The sequence below is a fragment of the Pseudomonas sp. EA_65y_Pfl2_P78 genome (assembly GCF_963970495.1).
In the GTDB taxonomy this organism is placed as follows: domain Bacteria; phylum Pseudomonadota; class Gammaproteobacteria; order Pseudomonadales; family Pseudomonadaceae; genus Aquipseudomonas; species Aquipseudomonas baetica_A.
Genome location: NZ_CAXAON010000010.1, coordinates 14,334 through 33,515, shown reverse-complemented (window position 1 = coordinate 33,515; position 19,182 = coordinate 14,334). Strand labels below are relative to the sequence as shown.

Annotated in this window: 15 protein-coding genes; 11 read left to right on the top strand and 4 right to left on the bottom strand. The window is 61.3% G+C overall.

Annotated elements, in window-relative coordinates:
• Positions 1–78 precede the first annotated feature (78 nt).
• The 9 genes from AACY02_RS10825 to AACY02_RS10785 all read left to right on the top strand — a co-directional run bounded on the left by AACY02_RS10825 (position 79) and on the right by AACY02_RS10785 (position 11,117).
• Complete coding sequence (locus AACY02_RS10825; protein WP_339431931.1) at positions 79–2,790, top strand: TonB-dependent receptor; 2,712 nt, start codon at positions 79–81, stop codon at positions 2,788–2,790.
• 150 nt (positions 2,791–2,940) lie between these two features.
• Positions 2,941–4,806 carry an extracellular solute-binding protein gene (locus AACY02_RS10820; protein ID WP_339431930.1) on the top strand — a complete coding sequence of 622 codons (1,866 nt, stop codon included), beginning with the start codon at positions 2,941–2,943 and terminating at the stop codon, positions 4,804–4,806.
• Position 4,807: 1 nt separating this feature from the next.
• Positions 4,808–5,872 carry a microcin C ABC transporter permease YejB gene (locus AACY02_RS10815; protein ID WP_339431929.1) on the top strand — a complete coding sequence of 355 codons (1,065 nt, stop codon included), beginning with the start codon at positions 4,808–4,810 and terminating at the stop codon, positions 5,870–5,872.
• On the top strand, positions 5,872–6,894 hold the full coding sequence (locus tag AACY02_RS10810; RefSeq protein WP_339431928.1) for an ABC transporter permease: 1,023 nt from the start codon (positions 5,872–5,874) through the stop codon (positions 6,892–6,894). The genes AACY02_RS10815 and AACY02_RS10810 overlap by 1 nt, the downstream gene beginning before the upstream one ends.
• Positions 6,895–6,908: 14 nt before the next feature.
• Entirely contained in the window at positions 6,909–8,543 is a 1,635-nt protein-coding gene (locus tag AACY02_RS10805; protein WP_339431927.1) for an ABC transporter ATP-binding protein, read from the top strand.
• A gap of 167 nt (positions 8,544–8,710) precedes the next feature.
• A complete protein-coding gene (locus tag AACY02_RS10800) occupies positions 8,711–9,232 on the top strand; it encodes a DUF3455 domain-containing protein (protein WP_339431926.1) in 522 nt (173 codons plus the stop codon).
• A 155-nt stretch (positions 9,233–9,387) separates the two neighbouring features.
• The gene (locus AACY02_RS10795) at positions 9,388–9,924 is read left to right on the top strand and encodes a sigma-70 family RNA polymerase sigma factor (protein WP_339431925.1); all 537 of its coding nucleotides are present in this window, start codon (positions 9,388–9,390) and stop codon (positions 9,922–9,924) included.
• On the top strand, positions 9,921–10,622 hold the full coding sequence (locus AACY02_RS10790) for an anti-sigma factor (protein ID WP_339431924.1): 702 nt from the start codon (positions 9,921–9,923) through the stop codon (positions 10,620–10,622). Before AACY02_RS10795 ends, AACY02_RS10790 begins: the two co-directional genes overlap by 4 nt.
• A gap of 132 nt (positions 10,623–10,754) precedes the next feature.
• Complete coding sequence (locus AACY02_RS10785; RefSeq protein ID WP_339431923.1) at positions 10,755–11,117, top strand: hypothetical protein; 363 nt, start codon at positions 10,755–10,757, stop codon at positions 11,115–11,117.
• 71 nt (positions 11,118–11,188) lie between these two features.
• Here AACY02_RS10785 and AACY02_RS10780 read toward each other — a convergent pair whose 3' ends face one another.
• The gene (locus AACY02_RS10780) at positions 11,189–12,280 is read right to left on the bottom strand and encodes a DUF1615 domain-containing protein (RefSeq protein ID WP_339431922.1); all 1,092 of its coding nucleotides are present in this window, start codon (positions 12,278–12,280) and stop codon (positions 11,189–11,191) included.
• Between the two features lie 190 nt (positions 12,281–12,470).
• Between AACY02_RS10780 and AACY02_RS10775 the strand changes: the two genes are divergently transcribed.
• Positions 12,471–14,675 (top strand): TonB-dependent receptor, encoded by a 2,205-nt coding sequence (locus AACY02_RS10775; RefSeq protein ID WP_339431921.1) that lies wholly within the window; start codon positions 12,471–12,473, stop codon positions 14,673–14,675.
• A gap of 127 nt (positions 14,676–14,802) precedes the next feature.
• Entirely contained in the window at positions 14,803–16,338 is a 1,536-nt protein-coding gene (locus tag AACY02_RS10770) for an FAD-dependent oxidoreductase (protein WP_339431920.1), read from the top strand.
• A 114-nt stretch (positions 16,339–16,452) separates the two neighbouring features.
• Here the strand turns inward: AACY02_RS10770 and hemB are convergent, their stop codons facing one another.
• The 3 genes from hemB to AACY02_RS10755 all read right to left on the bottom strand — a co-directional run bounded on the left by hemB (position 16,453) and on the right by AACY02_RS10755 (position 19,126).
• Complete coding sequence (hemB, locus tag AACY02_RS10765; protein WP_221734359.1) at positions 16,453–17,427, bottom strand: porphobilinogen synthase; 975 nt, start codon at positions 17,425–17,427, stop codon at positions 16,453–16,455.
• A gap of 148 nt (positions 17,428–17,575) precedes the next feature.
• Positions 17,576–18,418, bottom strand: a complete 843-nt coding sequence (locus AACY02_RS10760; RefSeq protein ID WP_339431919.1) for a PhzF family phenazine biosynthesis protein — start codon at positions 18,416–18,418, stop codon at positions 17,576–17,578.
• 9 nt (positions 18,419–18,427) lie between these two features.
• Positions 18,428–19,126: a glutathione binding-like protein gene (locus AACY02_RS10755; protein WP_339431918.1), complete on the bottom strand. Its 699-nt coding sequence runs from the start codon at positions 19,124–19,126 to the stop codon at positions 18,428–18,430.
• Positions 19,127–19,182 lie beyond the last annotated feature (56 nt).

Here is a 19,182-nt window from a genome sequence, read left to right as displayed (position 1 = left end):
ACGAGGTATCACCGAAAGCGGAGCAATGAGGGGCTCACAAGGCCAATTCGATAACGTCTGATAAAGTCGGAAACAACCATGCTGATGAACACTCCACGCTTCACGCTCAAACCATTGGTGGCCACGATTTCTCGCCACCGTTTTGTTCCGCTGTATCTGGTGGCCATGGGGATGGGCGCCGGGACCGTGCAAGCGGCCGAGGACGAGAATGCGGCTGTTCCGGCAGCCGCCGCGGTCGTTGCGCCGACCACGCAACTGCAACGGGTCGAAGTGACCGGTTCGGCGATTCGCCGGGTCGATGCCGAAACGGCGGTACCGATCACTATTCTCAAGGCCGATGAGCTGCGCAAACAGGGCGTGACCACCACCGCCGAACTGGTGCAGCGCATCACCGGCAGCCAGTCGATCAACAACAGTGCCGGCTCGGTTGGCGCCGCCACCGGTGGCGCTTCGTTCGCCGACATGCGTGGCATCGGCGCCAACAAAACCCTGGTGCTGCTCAACGGTCGACGCCTGGCCAACAACGCGTTGTCAGGCACCAACTCCGCCGGCGGCGCGGTGGACCTGAACATGATCCCGTTTGCCGCGATCGAGCGCGTGGAAGTGCTGCGCGACGGCGCCTCGGCGCTCTACGGCACCGACGCCATCGGCGGCGTGATCAACTTCATCACCAAAAAATCCCTGACTGACGGCCAACTCACCCTCGGCGGCGAAACCCCGACCCACAGTGGCGGCGGTGCGACCAAGGACATGAGCGCCAGTTGGGGCTTCGGTGACCTGGAAGAAGACCGCTTCAACGTGCTCGGTGTGTTCAATTACAACAAGCAGCAGAACCTCGACGCCAATGACCGCTCCTTCGCCCGCGACTACGTGCCCGGGCGCGGCCTGGATCAGACCTCCGGCACCGCGTTCCCCGGCAACTACAGCCAGAACGGCAACGCAACCAACCCGTTGGCCAGCAGCAATTGCAACGGGCCTAACCTGGTGGCGCGCGATGGCGTGTGCCGCTTCAGCACCCGTGAATACATCGACCTGGTGCCACAAACCGAGAAGACATCTTTCTTCGGCAAGACCACCGGCAAACTGGCGGACGACCACAACGTCAACCTCGAGTACTTCTGGTCGCGCAACAACAACGCCACGGCGGTCGGTCCCGCGCCACTGACCGGCCTGAGCCTGGATGCCTCATCGCCCTACTACCCCGGCAACGGCATCACGCCAGGCCCCACCGGGTTCGCCCTCGACCCCACCCAACCCGTGGATGTGAACTGGCGCGAAACCGCCGCCGGCCCGCGTGAGTCGAAAGACCAGAACACCAGCCAGCGCTTCTTGCTGAGCTTCGACGGTCTGGTCGGCGGCTGGGATTACAACGTCGGCGCCTCGTACAACCAGAACAAAATCGTTTCCAGCGTCACCAGCGGTTATGTCAGCGATCAAGCCATGATCGATGGTCTGGCCAGCGGCCTGCTCAATCCGTTCGGCCCGCAATCGGCTGCCGGTCAGCAGTACATCGACAACGCTGCCTACCACGGTGCCTACTCCACCGCTGTTGGCCGGGTCGCCGGTTTCGACGGTCGGATCAGCCGCGAAATCGGTGACTGGTTCGGTGCCGGTCCATCCGGTCTGGCGTTGGGCGGCGAGTACCGCAAAGAGAAATTCCATCAGGACTTCGAGCAGTTTGCCGGCGACATTCAGAGCCTGGGTATCGACCCGGCCGGCAGCGTCGAAGGCGACCGCAGCGTGAAAGCCGCCTACGCGGAAATCAACGTACCGGTGCTCGACAGCCTCGAACTGTCCGCCGCCGTACGCCACGACAAATACAGCGACTTCGGCAGCACCACCAACCCGAAATACTCGTTCCGCTACCAGCCGCTCAAAGAACTGGTGGTGCGTGGCGCGTACAGCGAAGGCTTCCGTGCGCCGTCGCTTTACGAGCTGTATTCACCGCGCAGCATCACGTACACCCAGGGCTACTACAACGATCCGGTGCTGTGTACCGGCGGCGTGGTGCAACCGGGCGGCAACGGCGGGCGCGATTGCGGTCAGCAGTTCCTCAACCAGATCGGCGGCAACGAGGATCTGGCCCCGGAGAAGGCACGCAACGTGACACTGGGCTTCGTTTATCAGCCAATGAGCAACCTTTCCGTGGGCCTGGATTTCTGGTGGATTCACATCTCCAATCAGATCCAGCCATTCCCGGAGTCCACCGTGTTTGATCAGGCCGGCAGCTACTCCGACCGCTTCGTGCGCAACGCCGACGGCACGCTCAACTACATCGTCACCGGCAACGCCAACCTGGGCATCGTCGAAACCAACGGCATCGATGTGTCGCTCGATTATCGTTTCCCGAATACCCCGTACGGCCAGTTCGGTCTCGGGCTGCAGGGCACCTACGTCGACGAATACGACTTCCAGAGCACCATCAAAGGTCCGTTCACCGACAAGGTCGGCGACTTCCAGGGTGACGGCGTGGTTGCGCGCTGGAAGCACAACCTGACCGGCAGCTGGACCTTCGGCGCGGCACGGGCGTCGCTGACCAACCGCTTCACCACCGGCTACAACGACTACGACCGCGATACCCACGCGCGGGTCGCGTCGTATTCGGTGTGGGATCTGTCGGCCGGCTACACCTTCGACAAGGTGCTGGACGTGGACGCGGGGATGAAAAACATGTTCGACCGCAACCCACCGTTCTCCAACCAGGCTTACAACTTCCAGAGCGGCTATGACCCCCGCTACACCGACCCGCTGGGCCGCACGCTGTTCGCGCGCATGACTTACCACTTCTAACCGCAAACACCAGATGTCTCCCCTGTGGGAGGGGGCTTGCTCCCGAAGGCGATGTGTCAGTCAACACCCCCTTCACTGATCCATCGCCTTCGGGAGCAGCCCCTTCCCACAGATTGATCTGTGTGCATTCAGGAATTAAGGAGTGACTTCATGACTTTCATGCGCAACATGGCCGCTCTGCTGCTCGGCAGCACGCTGCTGTGCAACGCGGCACCTGCGCTGGCCGTCGGCAGCTATGCGATGACGGTGTACGGCGAAGCGCCGAAATACCCGGCGGGTTTTCAGCATTTCGATTTCGTCGATCCCCACGCGCCCAAGGGTGGCTCACTCAGCCGCGCGTCGATGGAGATTGGCCAATACAACTACATCACCCCGTATGCCGATCAGGGCATTTCCGTGGTGCAGGTCAACGATTGGGTGTATTCGCCGCTGGCGTTCCGTTCGCTGGACGAGCCCTACACCGTCTACGGCCTGGTCGCGCAGCAGATGGAGCGCGATCGCGCAGGACTCTGGGTGCGTTTCACCCTGAACCCCAAGGCACGCTTCGCCGACGGCACGCCGATCACCGCCGAAGACGTGCGCTACACCTTCAACCTGCTGATGACCAAGGGCAGCCTGAGTTATCGCCAGCAATACGCCGACGTGCAGGACGTGTTGATCGAAGGCCCAAAGCAGGTGCGTTTCACCTTCAAGAACAATCTGAATCGCACGCTGGCGCTGGATCTGGCGACGATGCGCGTGGTGCCCGAACACTGGTGGAAAACCCGCGACTTCGCCAATGGCGGCGGTTTCGAGCCCCCGCTGGGCAGCGGCCCGTACCGGGTCAGCAAGGTCGACGCCGGGCGCAGCATCAGTTTCGAGCGCGACCCGAACTGGTGGGGCAAAGACCTGCCGGTCAGTCGCGGGATGTACAACTTCGACACCCTTACGGTGAATTTCTACGGCGACACCGACGTCGCCCGCCAACTGCTGCAGGCCGGCGCATTCGACTACAACCGCGAGTTTTCATCCTCCGGTTATGTGGTCGGCTACGACAGCCCGGCGCTGCGCGATGGGCGCCTGCAACAGTCAATCCTCGCCCCGGAAAAACCGACGGCGGCGCAGGGCTTCGTGTTCAACCTGCAAAACCCGATTTTCCAGGATCGCCGGGTGCGTCAGGCGATCAGCCTGTTGTGGGATTTCGAGTGGACCAACAAGCAGATGATGCGCGGCTTCTACGTGCGTCAGAACAGCTACTGGCCCAAAAGCGAAATGGCCGCCACCGCGCTGCCTGACGCCGAGGAACTGAAAATCCTCGAACCGCTGCGCGGGCAGATCCCCGACGAAGTATTTACCGAGGTCTACAAGGCGCCGGAAACCGATGGCAGCGGCTATATCCGTGACAAGCAATTGCAGGCGCTGAAGCTGCTGGCCGAGGCCGGCTGGACGGCGAAAAACAATCGGTTGGTCAACGCCAACGGTGAGCCGCTGGCGTTCACCTTTCTCGACGGTCAGGGCGGTTTCGACCGCATGTTGCTGCCGTTCAAACGCACCCTCGCGCAGATCGGCATCACCCTCAATCTGCGCCGGATCGATTCGGCGCAGTACGTCAATCGGCTTAATGCCCGGGACTACGACATGATCGTCACCAGTTTCCCGCGCAGCGGCGATCCGATCGTCTCTCCCGGCCGCGAGTTGTACAGCCTCTACGCCTCGCAAAGTGCCACGCAAGTCGGCAGTTCCAACTCGATGGTGTTGGCCAACCCGGCGGTTGATCAGTTGATCGACGGCCTGGTGCAGGCCAACACCCGCGACGCCATGGTGCATTACGCCCGCGCCCTCGACCGGGTGCTGCAATGGGGTTACTACATGATTCCCAACTACTACTCCAAGGGCACGCCGACGGTGTACCAGAACCGTTTCGGCATGCCGCCGGTGCAACCGGCGTACGACGAAGGCCTCAACACCTGGTGGGAAGTCTCGGCCAAGCCGTTGACCACGCAACAGATGCACGCACAACGTGCGGGGGGCCAGTGACATGCTGCGCTATCTGAGTCGACGCCTGCTGCTGATCATCCCGACGTTGCTGTGCATTCTGGTGGTCAACTTCCTCATCGTGCAGGCCGCGCCGGGTGGCCCCGTGGAGCAAGCCATCGCCCGCCTGCAAGGCTTTGGCGGGCACAGCATGGGCGGTGGTGGCGAGGTCGCGGCAATTGGCGGCGCCGGGCGCAGCAGTCGCGGTCTGGACCCGGCGCTGATCGAAGAAATCAAGCACCACTACGGCTTCGACAAACCGCTGCATGAACGCCTGTGGCTGATGCTGAAAAACTACGCGCAACTGGATCTGGGCAGCAGTTTTTTTCGTGGCGCCAAGGTTACCGACCTGATCATTCAGAAACTGCCGGTGTCGCTGTCCCTCGGCTTGTGGGCGACGCTGATCACCTATCTGATCTCGATCCCGCTGGGTATCGGCAAAGCGGTCAAGAACGGCAGCGCCTTCGATGTCTGGAGCAGCACGGCGATCATCATCGGCTATGCGATGCCGGCGTTTCTGTTCGCGATTCTGCTGATCGTGGTGTTTGCCGGCGGCAGCTACGTCAACTGGTTCCCGGTGCAAGGGCTGTTCTCGGATGACTTCGACAGCCTCAGCACGCTGGGCAAGGTCGGCGACTACCTCTGGCACCTGGTGTTGCCGGTGACCGCATTGGTGATCGGCGGCTTCGCCACACTGACGATCCTGACCAAGAACAGCTTCCTCAACGAGATCAGCCGCCAGTACGTCATCACGGCGCGGGCCAAGGGTTTGACCGAACGGCGCGTGCTTTACGGCCATGTGTTTCGCAACGCCATGCTGCTGGTGGTCGCCGGGGTGCCGTCGGCACTGATCGAGGTGTTCTTCGCCGGTTCCTTGCTGATCGAAACCCTCTTCAACCTCGACGGCCTCGGGCGCATGAGTTACGAGGCGGCGGTGTCGCGGGACTATCCGGTGGTGTTCGGCGCGCTGTTTCTGTTCACCCTGTTCGGCCTGCTGATCAAGTTGATCGGCGACCTCTGCTACACCCTGCTCGACCCGCGCATCGACTTCTCGGCGAGGACTGCCTGATGTTCGCTCTCTCTCCTCTGGGCCAGCGCCGTGTCGCTCAATTCAAGGCCAACCGGCGCGGGTGCTGGTCACTGTGGCTGTTCATCGGTCTGTGCCTGATCTGCCTGGGTGGCGAGTTGATCGCCAACGACAAACCGTTGGTGATCCGCTACCACGACGCCTATTACTTCCCCATCTTCAGTGATTACCTGGAAACCGATTTCGGCGGCGAGCTGCCGTTCCAGCCGGACTATGCCAGCGCCTACGTACACAAACTGATCGAGGATCAGGGCGGCTGGATGCTGTTCCCGCCGATCCCGTTCAGTGACGACACGGTCAATTACGACCTCACCGAACCGGCACCGAGCCCGCCTTCGACGAGCAATTGGCTGGGCACCGACGATCAGGCGCGGGACGTGTTGGCGCGGGTGATTTTCGGCACGCGGATCTCGATCCTGTTTGCGTTGATCCTCACCGGCATCAGCGCATTGATCGGCATCGTGGCCGGGGCGTTGCAGGGTTACTACGGCGGCTGGGTCGACTTGCTTGGGCAACGGATTCTGGAAATCTGGTCAGGGTTGCCGGTGCTGTACCTGCTGATCATTTTGTCTGGCTTCGTTTCGCCAAGCTTCTGGTGGCTGCTGGGGATCATGGCGCTGTTCTCGTGGCTGGCGCTGGTCGACGTGGTGCGCGCCGAGTTTCTCCGTGGGCGCAATCTGGAATACGTCAAAGCAGCGCGAGCCTTGGGCCTGACCGACAGCGAACTGATGCGCCGGCACATCCTTCCCAATGCGATGACCTCTACCCTCACTTACCTGCCGTTCATTCTGACCGGCGCTATCGCCACCCTCACGGCGCTGGATTTTCTCGGTTTCGGCATGCCGCCGGGCACCGCGTCGCTAGGCGAGTTGATCGGCCAGGCCAAGCGCAATCTGCAAGCGCCATGGCTGGGGCTGACGGCGTTTTTCGCGTTGGCGCTGATTCTGTCGTTGCTGGTGTTTATTGGTGAGGCTTGCCGTGATGCATTCGACCCACAATCCTGATCAGCGGAGCTGACATGAACGACCATTTGATCGAGATCCGCGACCTGCGTGTCGCCTTCGCCGGGCAGGCAGTGGTGCACGGTTTGAACCTGGACATTCGCCGTGGCGAGTGTTTGGCCCTGGTCGGCGAATCGGGCTCGGGCAAGTCGGTGACGGCGCATTCGATCCTGCGCTTGCTGCCGGGTAAAACCGTCAGCAGCACGGGCAGCATCCGCTACAACGGCGTGGACTTGCTGCACGCCAGCGAGCAACAGATGCGCGGCTTGCGCGGCAACCGGATTGCGATGATTTTCCAGGAGCCGATGACTTCCCTGAACCCGTTGCACACCGTGCAAAAACAGGTCAGCGAAGTGCTGGAAATCCACAAGGGGCTGAAGGGCCGCGCCGCCCGCGCTCGCACCTTGGAATTACTGGAACTGGTCGGCATTCGCCAACCTTTGCAGCGTTTGAAAGCCTATCCGCACCAACTCTCCGGCGGCCAGCGGCAGCGGGTGATGATCGCCATGGCGCTGGCCAACGAGCCAGAACTGTTAATCGCCGACGAACCGACCACCGCGCTCGACGTCACCGTGCAGCAGAAGATTCTTGAGCTGCTGATCGAGTTGCAACAGCGACTCGGGATGTCGCTGCTGGTGATCAGTCACGACCTCAATCTGGTCCGGCGCATCGCTCAGCGGGTGTGCGTGATGCGTCACGGCGAGATCGTCGAACAGGCCGATTGCGAAACCCTGTTTCGCGCCCCACAGCATCCTTACAGCCGCTTGTTGATCGAGGCGGAACCGAGCGGCGCACCCGTGCCGAGTCAATACGATCACAACTTGCTGGAGGTGGATGACCTGAAAGTCTGGTTCCCACTGCCCAAAGCGCTGTTCAGCCGTCAGCAGGACTACATCAAAGCGGTCGATGGCGTCAGTTTCAGCCTGCAACGGGGCAAGACCCTGGGGATTGTCGGCGAGTCCGGCTCGGGCAAATCGACGCTGGGTCAGGCGATCCTGCGGTTGGTGGAATCGCAGGGCAATATCCGTTTCGGCAACAAGCAATTGAGCCTGCTCAATCAGCGTTTGATGCGCCCGTTGCGCCGGCAGATTCAGGTGGTGTTCCAAGACCCGTTCGGCAGCCTAAGCCCGCGCATGTCGGTGCAGCAGATCATTGCCGAGGGCTTGCTGACCCATGGCATCGGCACCGAGGCTGAGCGAGAGACAGCGGTGATTCGCGTACTGGAGGAAGTCGGGCTTGATCCGCAAAGTCGTCATCGCTATCCCCACGAGTTTTCCGGCGGCCAGCGCCAACGCATTTCCATCGCCCGGGCATTGGTGCTGGAACCGGCGCTGATTCTGCTCGATGAACCGACCTCGGCGCTCGATCGCACGGTGCAGAAGCAGGTGGTGGAGTTACTGCGGCAATTGCAGATCAAGCACGGGCTGACGTATTTGTTCATCAGCCATGATCTGGCGGTGGTGCATGCCCTGGCCCATGACTTGATAGTGATCAAGGATGGCAAAGTCGTTGAACAAGGTGCTTCGCGAAAGATCTTTGCGGCGCCGCAGCACCCCTATACCCAGGAACTGCTGAAAGCCTCCGGCCTCAAGCCTGAAGAAGAACCCTGTGGGAGCGGGCTTGCTCGCGAAAGCGGTGTGCCTGTTATATGAGCTGTGATTGACCCATCGCCTTCGCGAGCAAGCCCGCTCCCACAAGGGAAATTGCGATGCCTTAAAAATATTTTCCAGGCACTGCATCCAATCGGCTCCGCCACGGGTAGTCCCTGTAACAGCCACTGTTGGCTGCCAGCGATCTACCCCTTTCGGAGAAAACACTGATGAACACCACACAGCTGATTTGCTTCACCGGTTTGCTTGCAGCCACCTCGACGGCCTTCGCCCAAAGCAGTTACCCCGACACCATCAAAGTGCCGGCCGGCCACAAGATCGCGATGGAAACCACCGGTGTCGGCGAGGTCACCTACGAGTGCCGCGACAAACCCAATATGGCCGGGCAGACCGAGTGGACCTTCGTCGGGCCGAAAGCGGTGCTCAATGATCGCAGCGGCAAGCAGGTGGGCACCTACTATGGCCCACCGGCTACCTGGCAGGCTAAAGACGGTTCGAAAATCACCGGCACGCAACTGGCGGTGGCGCCATCGGGCGCGGGCAACCTGCCCTATCAACTGGTCAAGGCCAACCCGGCCGAAGGCAAAGGCGCCATGAGCGGCGTGAGTTACATCCAGCGCGTTGCGCTCAAGGGTGGCGTGGCACCGAGCAGCGAGTGCACGGCAGCCAACAAGGGCCAGCAGGAAGTGGTGAAGTATCAGGCCGATTACATTTTCTGGGCGGCGAACTGAAGTCACAGGCTCAGCGCAAAACCTGTGGGAGCGGGCTTGCTCGCCAAAGCGGTGTAACCGTGACAGTGATGCCGACTGACACAACGCCATCGCGGGCAAGGCCGCTGCCAAAGGGCTCTGTGTGCTGAAGTTAAATGTGAGCTAGATTGCATTGCATGTCCTTACCCGAATCCGAATTCGATTACCAAGCCCGTCTCGCTGCCTGTGCCCGCGGCGAGCGAGCGGCCCTGCGCGATTTGTATGTGCAGGAGGGCCCGCGCCTGCTGGGTGTGGCCAAGCGGCTGGTGCGCGATACGGCGCTGGCGGAGGACATTGTCCATGAGGCGTTCATCAAAATCTGGAACGGTGCGGCGGGATTCGATCCGGCGCGCGGTTCGGCGCGTGGCTGGATGTTCACCGTGACCCGGCACCTGGCGCTGAATCTATTGCGCAATCAGGCCCGGGAAACGCCGTTCAGTGAAGATCATGAAATGGCCACGCACGACGATGACGGCTTCGATGCCCAGGCGCATTCGGCGCGCATTCACCGCTGCCTGGAACAGCTCGATCCACAACGCCGAAGCTGCATCCTTCACGCCTATGTCGACGGCTACAGCCATGCGCAGATTTCCACGCGTCTCGATACGCCGCTGGGCACCGTCAAAGCATGGATCAAACGCAGCCTCAACGCTTTGCGGGAGTGCATGGGATGACCACTGAATCGGCACAGGAACGCGATGAACTGGCCAGTGAATATGTGCTGGGCACGCTCCCGGCGGAAGATCGCGCCAAGGTTCAACGACGCCTGCCGACCGACCCCGAACTGCGTGCCGCGGTGGAGGCCTGGGAACGACGCCTGCTGGACCTGACCGAGCTCGCCGCGCCGCAACAGCCGTCACCACAACTCTGGCCACGGATTGAGCGCAGTGTTGAACGGCTCACACCCAAAATACATGCCTCGGTGAAAACCTCATGGTGGAATCTGCTGCCGCTGTGGCGTGGACTGACGGCTGCCGGAATGGCCGCGACATTGCTGCTCGGCTCGATCCTGCTGACCCAGACCACGCCGAAGCCGAGTTATCTGGTGGTACTGGTCGCACCGCAGGACAAGGCCCCGGGCTGGGTGATTCAGGCCAGTAATTCGCGGGAGATTCAGTTGATTCCGCTGGGCGTGGTGGAGGTGCCGGCGGACAAGGCCCTGGAATTCTGGACCAAGGCTGACGGCTGGCAAGGACCGGTGTCACTGGGCCTGGTCAAACCGGGACAGGCATTGAAAGTGCCGCTGGACAAGCTGCCCCCGCTGCAACCCAATCAGCTGTTCGAGCTGACGCTGGAAGGCGCCAACGGTTCGCCGATTGGCAAACCGACCGGGCCGATTCAGGCGATCGGGCGCGCAGTGAAGGTGTTGTGAAGCGCTAAGCTGCGGGTTCTGGCAATCATCATCGGCATCGATGTTCACAATCACGGCAATGAAGTTCTCATAAAAAATCTCCGGCGTAACATCTGCTCCACACCAACCAATAACACCCCGGAGCACACCATCATGAAACGCCAAACGCTTCTCAGCATCGCTTTCTCGGTTTTCGCAATTAACGCTTTTGCCGCAACTCCAGCGCACACGATGATCGCCGCTGATGGTTCGGATCGTCTGTACCAGAACGCCGTTGCCGCTGACGGCTCGGATCGCCTGCAAGGCAACACCGTCGCCGCTGACGGCTCGGATCGCTTGCAAGGCAACACCGTCGCCGCTGACGGCTCGGATCGCTTGCAAGGCAACACCGTCGCCGCTGACGGTTCGGATCGTCTGCAAGGCAACACCGTCGCCGCTGATGGCTCGGATCGCCTGCACGGCAACACCGTCGCTGAAGGTGGTGCTGATCGTCTGAACGAACTGCGCAACGCTTGAATGAATGGCGTCATCGCAACAAACCAGAAAAACCCGGCGCCCATCAGCCGGGTTTTTTATGTCTGCAACGATCAGCCAGCCTTGGCCATACAGCGTTTGTAGCGTTCGTCCACCCGCTTGGCAAACCAGGCGGTGGTCAGTTTGCGGGTGATTTTCGGGCTCTGCAGCACGATCCCCGGCAACACCGCACGCGGCAGTGCTTTACCCTCGGTTTTCTCGGCCAACTCGAATACACGCTGATAAAGCCTGGTCTCTTCGAATGCCAGGGTTTTGCCCTTTTCCAATTGATCGCGAATGGTCGGATTACGCATGCCCAACGACTTGCCCAGGGTGCGCACGGCCAGTTCGGTGCTGCCGGGCATGATCGAGTCATAGCGAATCAGGTCGCCATCCAGTGCCAACGGGATGCCCGAAGCGCGGCTGACGGCGTTCTGAAACGCGGCATTGCGGCTGGCGTACCAACCGGCGTTGAAGTCGGCGAAGCGGTACAGCGGTTCGCGATAACTGACGGGGTAGCCGAGCAAATGGGCGATACCGAAATACATACCGCCGCGACGACTGAACACTTCATGGCGGATCGTGCCGGCCACCGGGTACGGGTAATCCTTGGCATGCTGCTCGGCGAATTCGATGCTGACCTGCATCGGCCCGCCGGTGTGCACCGGGTTGAAGCCGCCAAACAGCGTGCTGCCCATGGGCACCATGCCGATGAAGTCGTCGAAAATCGCGCTCAACTCCTTCTCGCTACGCGCCGCATTCAAGCGCTCGCTGTAGCTTTTGCCATTGGGAGAGCGCACTTGCAGGGCGCCGCTGACCAACAAGCCGGGGATATGAATGTTGCCGGCACGACGGTCGATTTCGTCGCGGGCGATTTTGCCCAGGCCCGGCACAGTAGGGTCAGCCTGAAAGGTTGACTCCTGTTCGGCAACGGCCAGCACCGAGCACAGATGCTGCGTGGTCGGGCTGATGTGTTGCGCGGCGAACGCGGCGTAGATATCGGTGGCCCAGCCTTGGCGATCGGCGATTTTGACCGGCATCAGCCGCACGATCTCGGCCTTCACTTCGGCGGGAGGACGCGGGGCGGGCTCGCCGCTGCGCTGACTGGCGCAACCGCCAAGTACGAACAGGGCGGCGAGGGTGATCAGTAATCGAGGGGTGTGCATGCGGCTCCATCATCCAGTCCGTTGAGGCGGGTTAACCATACACAATCCCTTCGGCAGCTCAAGGTGATGACAAACTGATTGCAATACGTTACTGAGAAAACCTATCATTTGCACCTGGAGTCGCATTTGCGCAAGGAGTTGCGCGCAGCCCTTATTTTTCTCACTGGCCGTGCGCCTCCAGGTACGAAACATGCCCGCTTCAGCTCGACTCGCTGCTCCCTTTCGTCCGACGCTTCTCGCCCTGCTGTGCTCCCTGACTGTCACCGCTCACGCCGCCGAAGGCGATAACAAACAACTGGTGCTCGACAACGTCAACATCAACGCTCAGGCCCCAGCGCCAGATGCCCTGCCCCCCGCCTACGCCGGTGGTCAGGTCGCTCGCGGCGGCCAATTGGGCGTGTTGGGCAATCAGGACATGATGGACGTACCCTTCAGCGCCGCGTCCTACACCGAGCAACTGATCCAGGATCAGCAGGCCGAAAACGTCGCCGATGTGCTGCTCAACGATTCCTCCGTGCGCCAGGCCTCGGGCTACGGCAACCAGGCGCAGGTTTTCATGATCCGCGGCCTACCGCTCAACAGTGACGATATTTCCTATAACGGCCTGTACGGCGTGCTGCCACGGCAGATCATTTCCACCGATGCTCTGGAGCGCGTGGAAGTGTTCAAGGGCCCGAACGCCTTTATCAATGGCGTAACCCCGACCGGCTCGGGCATCGGCGGTGGTGTCAACCTGCAACCCAAGCGCGCCGGTGACGTGCCGTTGCGTCGCTACACCACCGACATCAATAGCGAAGGGCGCATCGGTCATCACTTCGATATTGGCCAGCGTTTTGGTGAAGACAACCGTTTCGGCGCGAGGATCAATCTGTCCCAGCGCGAAGGCGATACCGCTATCGATCACCAGAACCAGCGCTCCAAACTGTTCGCCATTGGCCTGGATTACCGTGGTGATGCCCTGCGGATTTCCGGTGATTTCGCTTACCAGAAAGAGCGCGTCAACGGTGGCCGCAGCTCGGTCAACCTCGGCACTGCCACGCACATTCCGGACGCACCCTCGGCCGACACCAACTACGCGCCGAAGTGGGGCTACACCGACATCGAAGACACCTTCGGCATGCTCCGCGCCGAGTACGACCTGAACGACAACTGGACCGCCTACGCGGCCGGCGGCGCCAAGCACACCCGTGAAGTCGGGCGCTACAACTCGACCACCCTGGTCGGCAACAGCGGCGCCTCGTTCACCACCGGCTCGTTCATTCCCCACGATGAAGACAACACCAGCGTCATGGCCGGCCTCAACGGTAAATTCAATACGGGTCCGGTCAGCCATAAGCTCAACTTCGGCCTGACCGGGATCTGGGCCGAGCAGCGCAGTGCCTATGATTTCGACCTGACCCGCTACAGCAACAATATCTATCACCCGGTGCAAACCCCATCGCCGGTGGGCAACTTTGCCGGTGGCGATGTGAACGACCCGGGCATCGTCGGCAAGACCTTCAACCGCAGCCTCGCGATCTCCGACACCCTCGGTTTCTTCGATGATCGCCTGTTGATCACCGCGGGCCTGCGTCGTCAGCAACTGGTCGTGCAGGGTTACGGTTACGCCAGCTATGGCAGCGGCCCGCGCTCGTCGAGCTACGACGAATCGATCACCACGCCGGTGTACGGCATCGTGTTCAAGCCGTGGGAGCATGTGTCGTTTTACGCCAACCACATCGAAGGTCTGGCCCAGGGCCCGACCTCACCGACCAGCTCCGGCGGCTTTCGCGTGACCAATGGCAACGAAGTCTACGCACCGGCCCGTTCCAAGCAGACCGAGGCCGGGGTGAAAGTCGACATGGGCACCTACGGCGCGAGCCTGGGTGTATACCGCATCGAGCAACCGAGCGACGGCTACTGTGAAATCGACAGCGCCAGCACCTGCACTTACGTGCGTGAAGGCGAGCAGATCAACAAAGGCATGGAAATCAACGTGTTCGGCGAGCCGATCAACGGCCTGCGCCTGATCAGCGGCCTGACCTTGATGGACACCGAACTGAAGAACACCCTCAACGGCGCCAACGACGGCAACCGTGCCATCGGCGTGCCGACCTTCCAGTTCAACGCGGGCGTGGACTGGGATGTACCCGGCCTGCAAGGCGTTGCGCTGAATGCGCGGATGCTGCGCACCGGCGGCCAATACGCCGACGCGGCGAACAACCTCAGCCTGCCGACCTGGAACCGCTTCGACGCCGGCGCGCGTTACGCCTTCAAGGTCTCGGAAAAAGACGTGACCTTGCGTCTGGGCGTGGAGAATCTGGCGAACAAGAAATACTGGGCATCAGCTCAGGGCGGTTATCTGACGCAAGGTGAACCGCGAGTGGCGAAGTTGTCGGGCACGATCGACTTCTAAGCAACGTCGTAGCCCGAAAGAGGCCTCGCAACGTCACGGTTGCGGGGCTTTTTTCCGTCTGGCTGATCAACTGGCCACCCTCTCCTTCTGATCCATACTTGCTCCACAGCAAACGGAGGACAGGCCCATGAACCGCAGCGACATCCTGATCATCGGCGCCGGCCCCACCGGCCTGGTGCTGGCCCTGTGGCTGAGCAAACTGGGCGTGCGCGTGCGCATCATCGACAAGACTTCAGCCCCGGGCACCACCTCCCGCGCACTGGCGGTACAGGCGCGAACCCTGGAGCTGTACCGGCAAATGGACCTGGCCGACACCCTCGTACGCAACGGCCACCGAGTGGCGGCGGCAAATTTCTGGGTCAATGGCAAACCCGTTGCGCAGCTACCGCTCAACCGCATCGGCGAAGGTCTGACGCCCTACGCCTTCGTCGAAATCTTCCCGCAGGACGAGCACGAACGGCTGTTGATCGAGCGTCTCGAAGACTACGGCGTCGTGGTCGAGCGTCATACCGAACTTGAGCGCTTCAAGGAAACCGGTGACGGCCTCACCGCGCATTTGCGCCTGCCCGATGGCGAGCAGGAAATCTGCCAGGCCTGTTATCTGGCGGGATGTGATGGCGCCCGTTCCGTGGTGCGCAACACCCTCGACACGGGCTTTCCCGGTGGCACCTATCAGCAGATTTTCTACGTCGCGGACGTCAAGGCCAGCGGCCCGGCGATGAATGGCGAGCTGCACCTGGATCTGGATGAAGCGGATTTTCTCGCGGTCTTCCCGTTGGCGGGCGAAGGGCGGGCGCGGTTGATCGGGACGGTGCGCGACGAACGTGCGCAGCGCGCCGAAACCCTGGCGTTTTCCGACGTCAGCCGCCGCGCCATCGAACATTTGAAAGTCCAAATCGAAGATGTCCACTGGTTCTCCACCTACCGCGTGCATCACCGCGTGGCGGAGCACTTTCGCAGCGGCCGCGCCTTTCTGCTCGGCGATGCCGCGCACGTCCACAGCCCGGCGGGCGGTCAGGGCATGAACACCGGTATTGGCGATGCGATCAATCTGGCGTGGAAACTCGCCGCCGTGCTCAGCGGCGCTGCCGAGGCCAGACTGCTCGATACTTACGAAACGGAACGCATCGCCTTCGCCCGGCGGTTGGTATCGACCACCGACAAAGTCTTCAGCTTCGTCACCGCCGAGGGGCGCATGGCCGACCTGCTGCGCACACGGCTGGCACCGTTTCTGATCCCGAAACTGGCCTCATTCGAAACGAGCCGCGAGTTCCTCTTTCGCACTGTGTCGCAAGTCACCCTCAACTACCGTGGCATGCCGCTCAGCCAAGGCGTGGCCGGCCACGTTCACGGCGGTGATCGCTTGCCGTGGGCCCATGACGGTGAGGGGGATAATTACGAGCCGCTGAGGCAGCCGTGCTGGCAGGTGCATGTGTACGGCGACACCAGCGACGAAATGATTGCCTGGTGCCACGAACATCATCTGCCGCTGCATGTGCTCGACTGGCGCCCGGCGTTTGAAACGGCGGGGTTGGCGCGTAACGGCTTCTATCTGCTGCGCCCGGACACCTACGTGGCGATTGCCGATAACAGCGCTGATCCGAAAGTGATCGAACGCTATTTCCACGATCACGGGATCAGACCATTTTTCGCCTGCACCTGACATCAATGTGGGAGCGGGCTTGCTCGCGAAAGCGGTGTATCAGCAACCAATAGTTGCCTGACACGACGCCTTCGCGAGCCAGCCCGCTCCCACCGTCTGGATTGATGGTGTTTGTCAGATGCCGGCCAGGGCCAGGTCCATCGCAAAGTAAGTGAAGATCAGATCCGCACCGGCACGTTTGATCGCGCCGAGGCTTTCGCGCACCACGCGATCTTCATCAATCGCACCCGCCTGAGCGCCGAACTTGATCATCGCGTACTCGCCGCTGACCTGATACGCCGACAGCGGCAGGTTGGAGGCTTCACGGATGTCGCGGATGATGTCCAGATACGCACCCGCCGGTTTGACCATCAGCGCATCGGCGCCTTCCTGTTCGTCCAGCAGCGACTCGCGCAGGGCTTCGCGGCGGTTCATCGGGTTCATCTGGTAACTTTTGCGGTCGCCCTTGAGCGCGCTGCCGCCGGCCTCGCGAAACGGGCCGTAAAGCGCCGAAGCGAACTTGGTCGAATAGGCCATGATCGGAATCTGCGTGAAACCGGCCGCGTCGAGCGCCTGACGAATCGCCCGCACCTGGCCGTCCATTGCCGCCGACGGCGCAATCACATCAGCGCCGGCACGGGCCGCCGCCACGGCCTGTTTGCCGAGGTTGACCAGGGTCTGGTCGTTATCCACTTCATGGTTGTGCATCACGCCGCAGTGGCCGTGATCGGTGTATTCGCAGAAGCAGGTGTCGGACATCACGATCATTTCCGGCACGGCATCCTTGGCGATGCGCGACATGCGCGAGACCAGACCGTTTTCGCGCCAGGTGTCGCTGCCGTTGCCATCCAGATGATGGGACACACCGAAGGTCATCACCGACTTGATGCCGGCGCGGGCATAACGCTCGATCTCGCCGGCCAGTTTGCGTTCGGGGATACGCATCACCCCCGGCATGCTCTTGATCGGCACGAAGTCGTCGATTTCTTCCTCGACGAAAATCGGCAGCACCAGATCGTTCAGGCTGAACTCGGTTTCCTGGAACAGACTGCGCAGGCTCGCATTGCGGCGCAGACGGCGGGGACGTGCTTCGGGGAACTGACTGGACATGGGGTTTTCCTGAAACCTGCAGATGAGACGAAAGTCGTAGGGGGCCAAGCTTATGCCTTGCGGGGGGCGCGGTACAAACCTGGATCAATCAAGAGTGCATTACCGCGTACGCAATAATCGCTGGCTTCCCCCCCGATGCATTTTGCGGTCAGAGCGTCAGCTGTCCTGCAATGCACGTCACCACAGACCCGCCAACCCAGATTTCATCGCCAAGTCGGCTGATCCGAATCCGCCCTGCCCGGCCCATGCTCAAGCCCTGACTGACCGTATAAGCGTCTGGCGCCATGCCCTCGCCCAGTAACCATTGGGCAATCCCGGCATTCAAGCTGCCGGTGGCCGGGTCCTCCGGCATCCCATCACCGCAAATAAACGCACGGACCTCGAACTGGGCCTCATCGCCGTCACGCTCAGGATTCCACGGTGCTATGACGCCAACGGCCAATCCCAGCATCTGTGAATGGTCCGGTTGCAGAGTCAGCACCTGCTGCCGGTCCTTGAGCATCACCGCCAACCACCCAGCGCCGTTGTCCACCCATTGCGCGCGGACAATGGCGTCGCCGCTAAGTCCCAGCCCCCGCTGCACCCGCGTCATGACTTCGGCTTCGACCGGTCCCGACCTTAGCAATGGCGGGGCGAGAAACGCGAGTTCTGCGCCCTCGCGGCGTATCCGTACCAGCCCGACGCCGCACTCCTGAATGATGTCATTGCCTTTGGGCACCCCACCTGCTTCCAGCCAGGCATGGCAGGTGCCGAGTGTCGGATGACCGGCAAACGGCAATTCGCTCAGGGTCGTGAAGATCCGCACCCGATAATCGGCGCGCGGATCTTGCGGTTCAAGAATGAAGGTGGTTTCACTCAAATTGGTCCAGGAGGCAAAGGCGGCCATGCACTGATCGCTCAGAGCGTCGGCGCCAAAAACCACCGCCAGCGGATTGCCTTTAAGCGCTCTCTGGCTGAAAACATCGACTTGCTTGAAATCGAATGAACGCATACACCGTCCTTATTGAGGAATGCTCAAGCCACGCACCACCGCCGGCCGCGCCACAAATCGCTCCAGCACACGGGTGACATTCGGGAAGTTCTCAATACCAACCAAATCACCCGCCTCGTAGAAACCCACCAAATTACGCACCCACGGGAACGTGGCGATGTCAGCGATGGTGTAGCGCTCGCCCATGATCCAGTCGCGGCCTTCCAGGCGCTTGTCGAGCACGTTGAGCAGGCGTTTGCTTTCATCCACGTAGCGATCACGCGGACGTTTGTCCTCGTAATCCCTGCCGGCGAATTTATTGAAGAAACCGAGCTGGCCAAACATCGGGCCAATGCCGCCCATCTGGAACATCAGCCACTGGATGGTTTCGTAGCGCAGGGCGCCTTCCTGGGCCAGGAGCTGACCGCTCTTGTCAGCCAGATAAATCAGGATCGCGCCGGACTCGAACAGCGGCAGCGGTTGGTCCTGCGGGCCGTGGGGATCGAGAATCGCCGGGATCTTGTTGTTCGGGTTCAGCGACAGGAACTCGGCGGACAACTGATCGTTGCTGTCGAAACCGACGCGGTGCGGCTCATACGGCAGGCCGATCTCTTCAAGCATGATCGAGACTTTGACGCCGTTGGGGCTAGGCAAGGAATAGAGCTGAATCCAGTCGGGGTACTGCGCCGGCCATTTCTGGGTGATCGGGAACGCGGACAGATCGGTCATGGGAAGCATCCAGTCACAAAAGAGACCCGATCATAATGCATCAATCGTCACATCCT

Excerpts from the sequence above, each read along its gene's own strand:
- AACY02_RS10825 (WP_339431931.1), top strand. The coding sequence starts at position 79 with ATGCTGATGAACACTCCACGCTTCACGCTCAAACCATTGGTGGCCACG.
- AACY02_RS10820 (WP_339431930.1), top strand. The coding sequence starts at position 2,941 with ATGACTTTCATGCGCAACATGGCCGCTCTGCTGCTCGGCAGCACGCTG.
- AACY02_RS10815 (WP_339431929.1), top strand. The coding sequence starts at position 4,808 with ATGCTGCGCTATCTGAGTCGACGCCTGCTGCTGATCATCCCGACGTTG.
- AACY02_RS10810 (WP_339431928.1), top strand. The coding sequence starts at position 5,872 with ATGTTCGCTCTCTCTCCTCTGGGCCAGCGCCGTGTCGCTCAATTCAAG.
- AACY02_RS10805 (WP_339431927.1), top strand. The coding sequence starts at position 6,909 with ATGAACGACCATTTGATCGAGATCCGCGACCTGCGTGTCGCCTTCGCC.
- AACY02_RS10800 (WP_339431926.1), top strand. The coding sequence starts at position 8,711 with ATGAACACCACACAGCTGATTTGCTTCACCGGTTTGCTTGCAGCCACC.
- AACY02_RS10795 (WP_339431925.1), top strand. The coding sequence starts at position 9,388 with ATGTCCTTACCCGAATCCGAATTCGATTACCAAGCCCGTCTCGCTGCC.
- AACY02_RS10790 (WP_339431924.1), top strand. The coding sequence starts at position 9,921 with ATGACCACTGAATCGGCACAGGAACGCGATGAACTGGCCAGTGAATAT.
- AACY02_RS10785 (WP_339431923.1), top strand. The coding sequence starts at position 10,755 with ATGAAACGCCAAACGCTTCTCAGCATCGCTTTCTCGGTTTTCGCAATT.
- AACY02_RS10780 (WP_339431922.1), bottom strand. The coding sequence starts at position 12,280 with ATGCACACCCCTCGATTACTGATCACCCTCGCCGCCCTGTTCGTACTT.
- AACY02_RS10775 (WP_339431921.1), top strand. The coding sequence starts at position 12,471 with ATGCCCGCTTCAGCTCGACTCGCTGCTCCCTTTCGTCCGACGCTTCTC.
- AACY02_RS10770 (WP_339431920.1), top strand. The coding sequence starts at position 14,803 with ATGAACCGCAGCGACATCCTGATCATCGGCGCCGGCCCCACCGGCCTG.
- hemB (WP_221734359.1), bottom strand. The coding sequence starts at position 17,427 with ATGTCCAGTCAGTTCCCCGAAGCACGTCCCCGCCGTCTGCGCCGCAAT.
- AACY02_RS10760 (WP_339431919.1), bottom strand. The coding sequence starts at position 18,418 with ATGCGTTCATTCGATTTCAAGCAAGTCGATGTTTTCAGCCAGAGAGCG.
- AACY02_RS10755 (WP_339431918.1), bottom strand. The coding sequence starts at position 19,126 with ATGACCGATCTGTCCGCGTTCCCGATCACCCAGAAATGGCCGGCGCAG.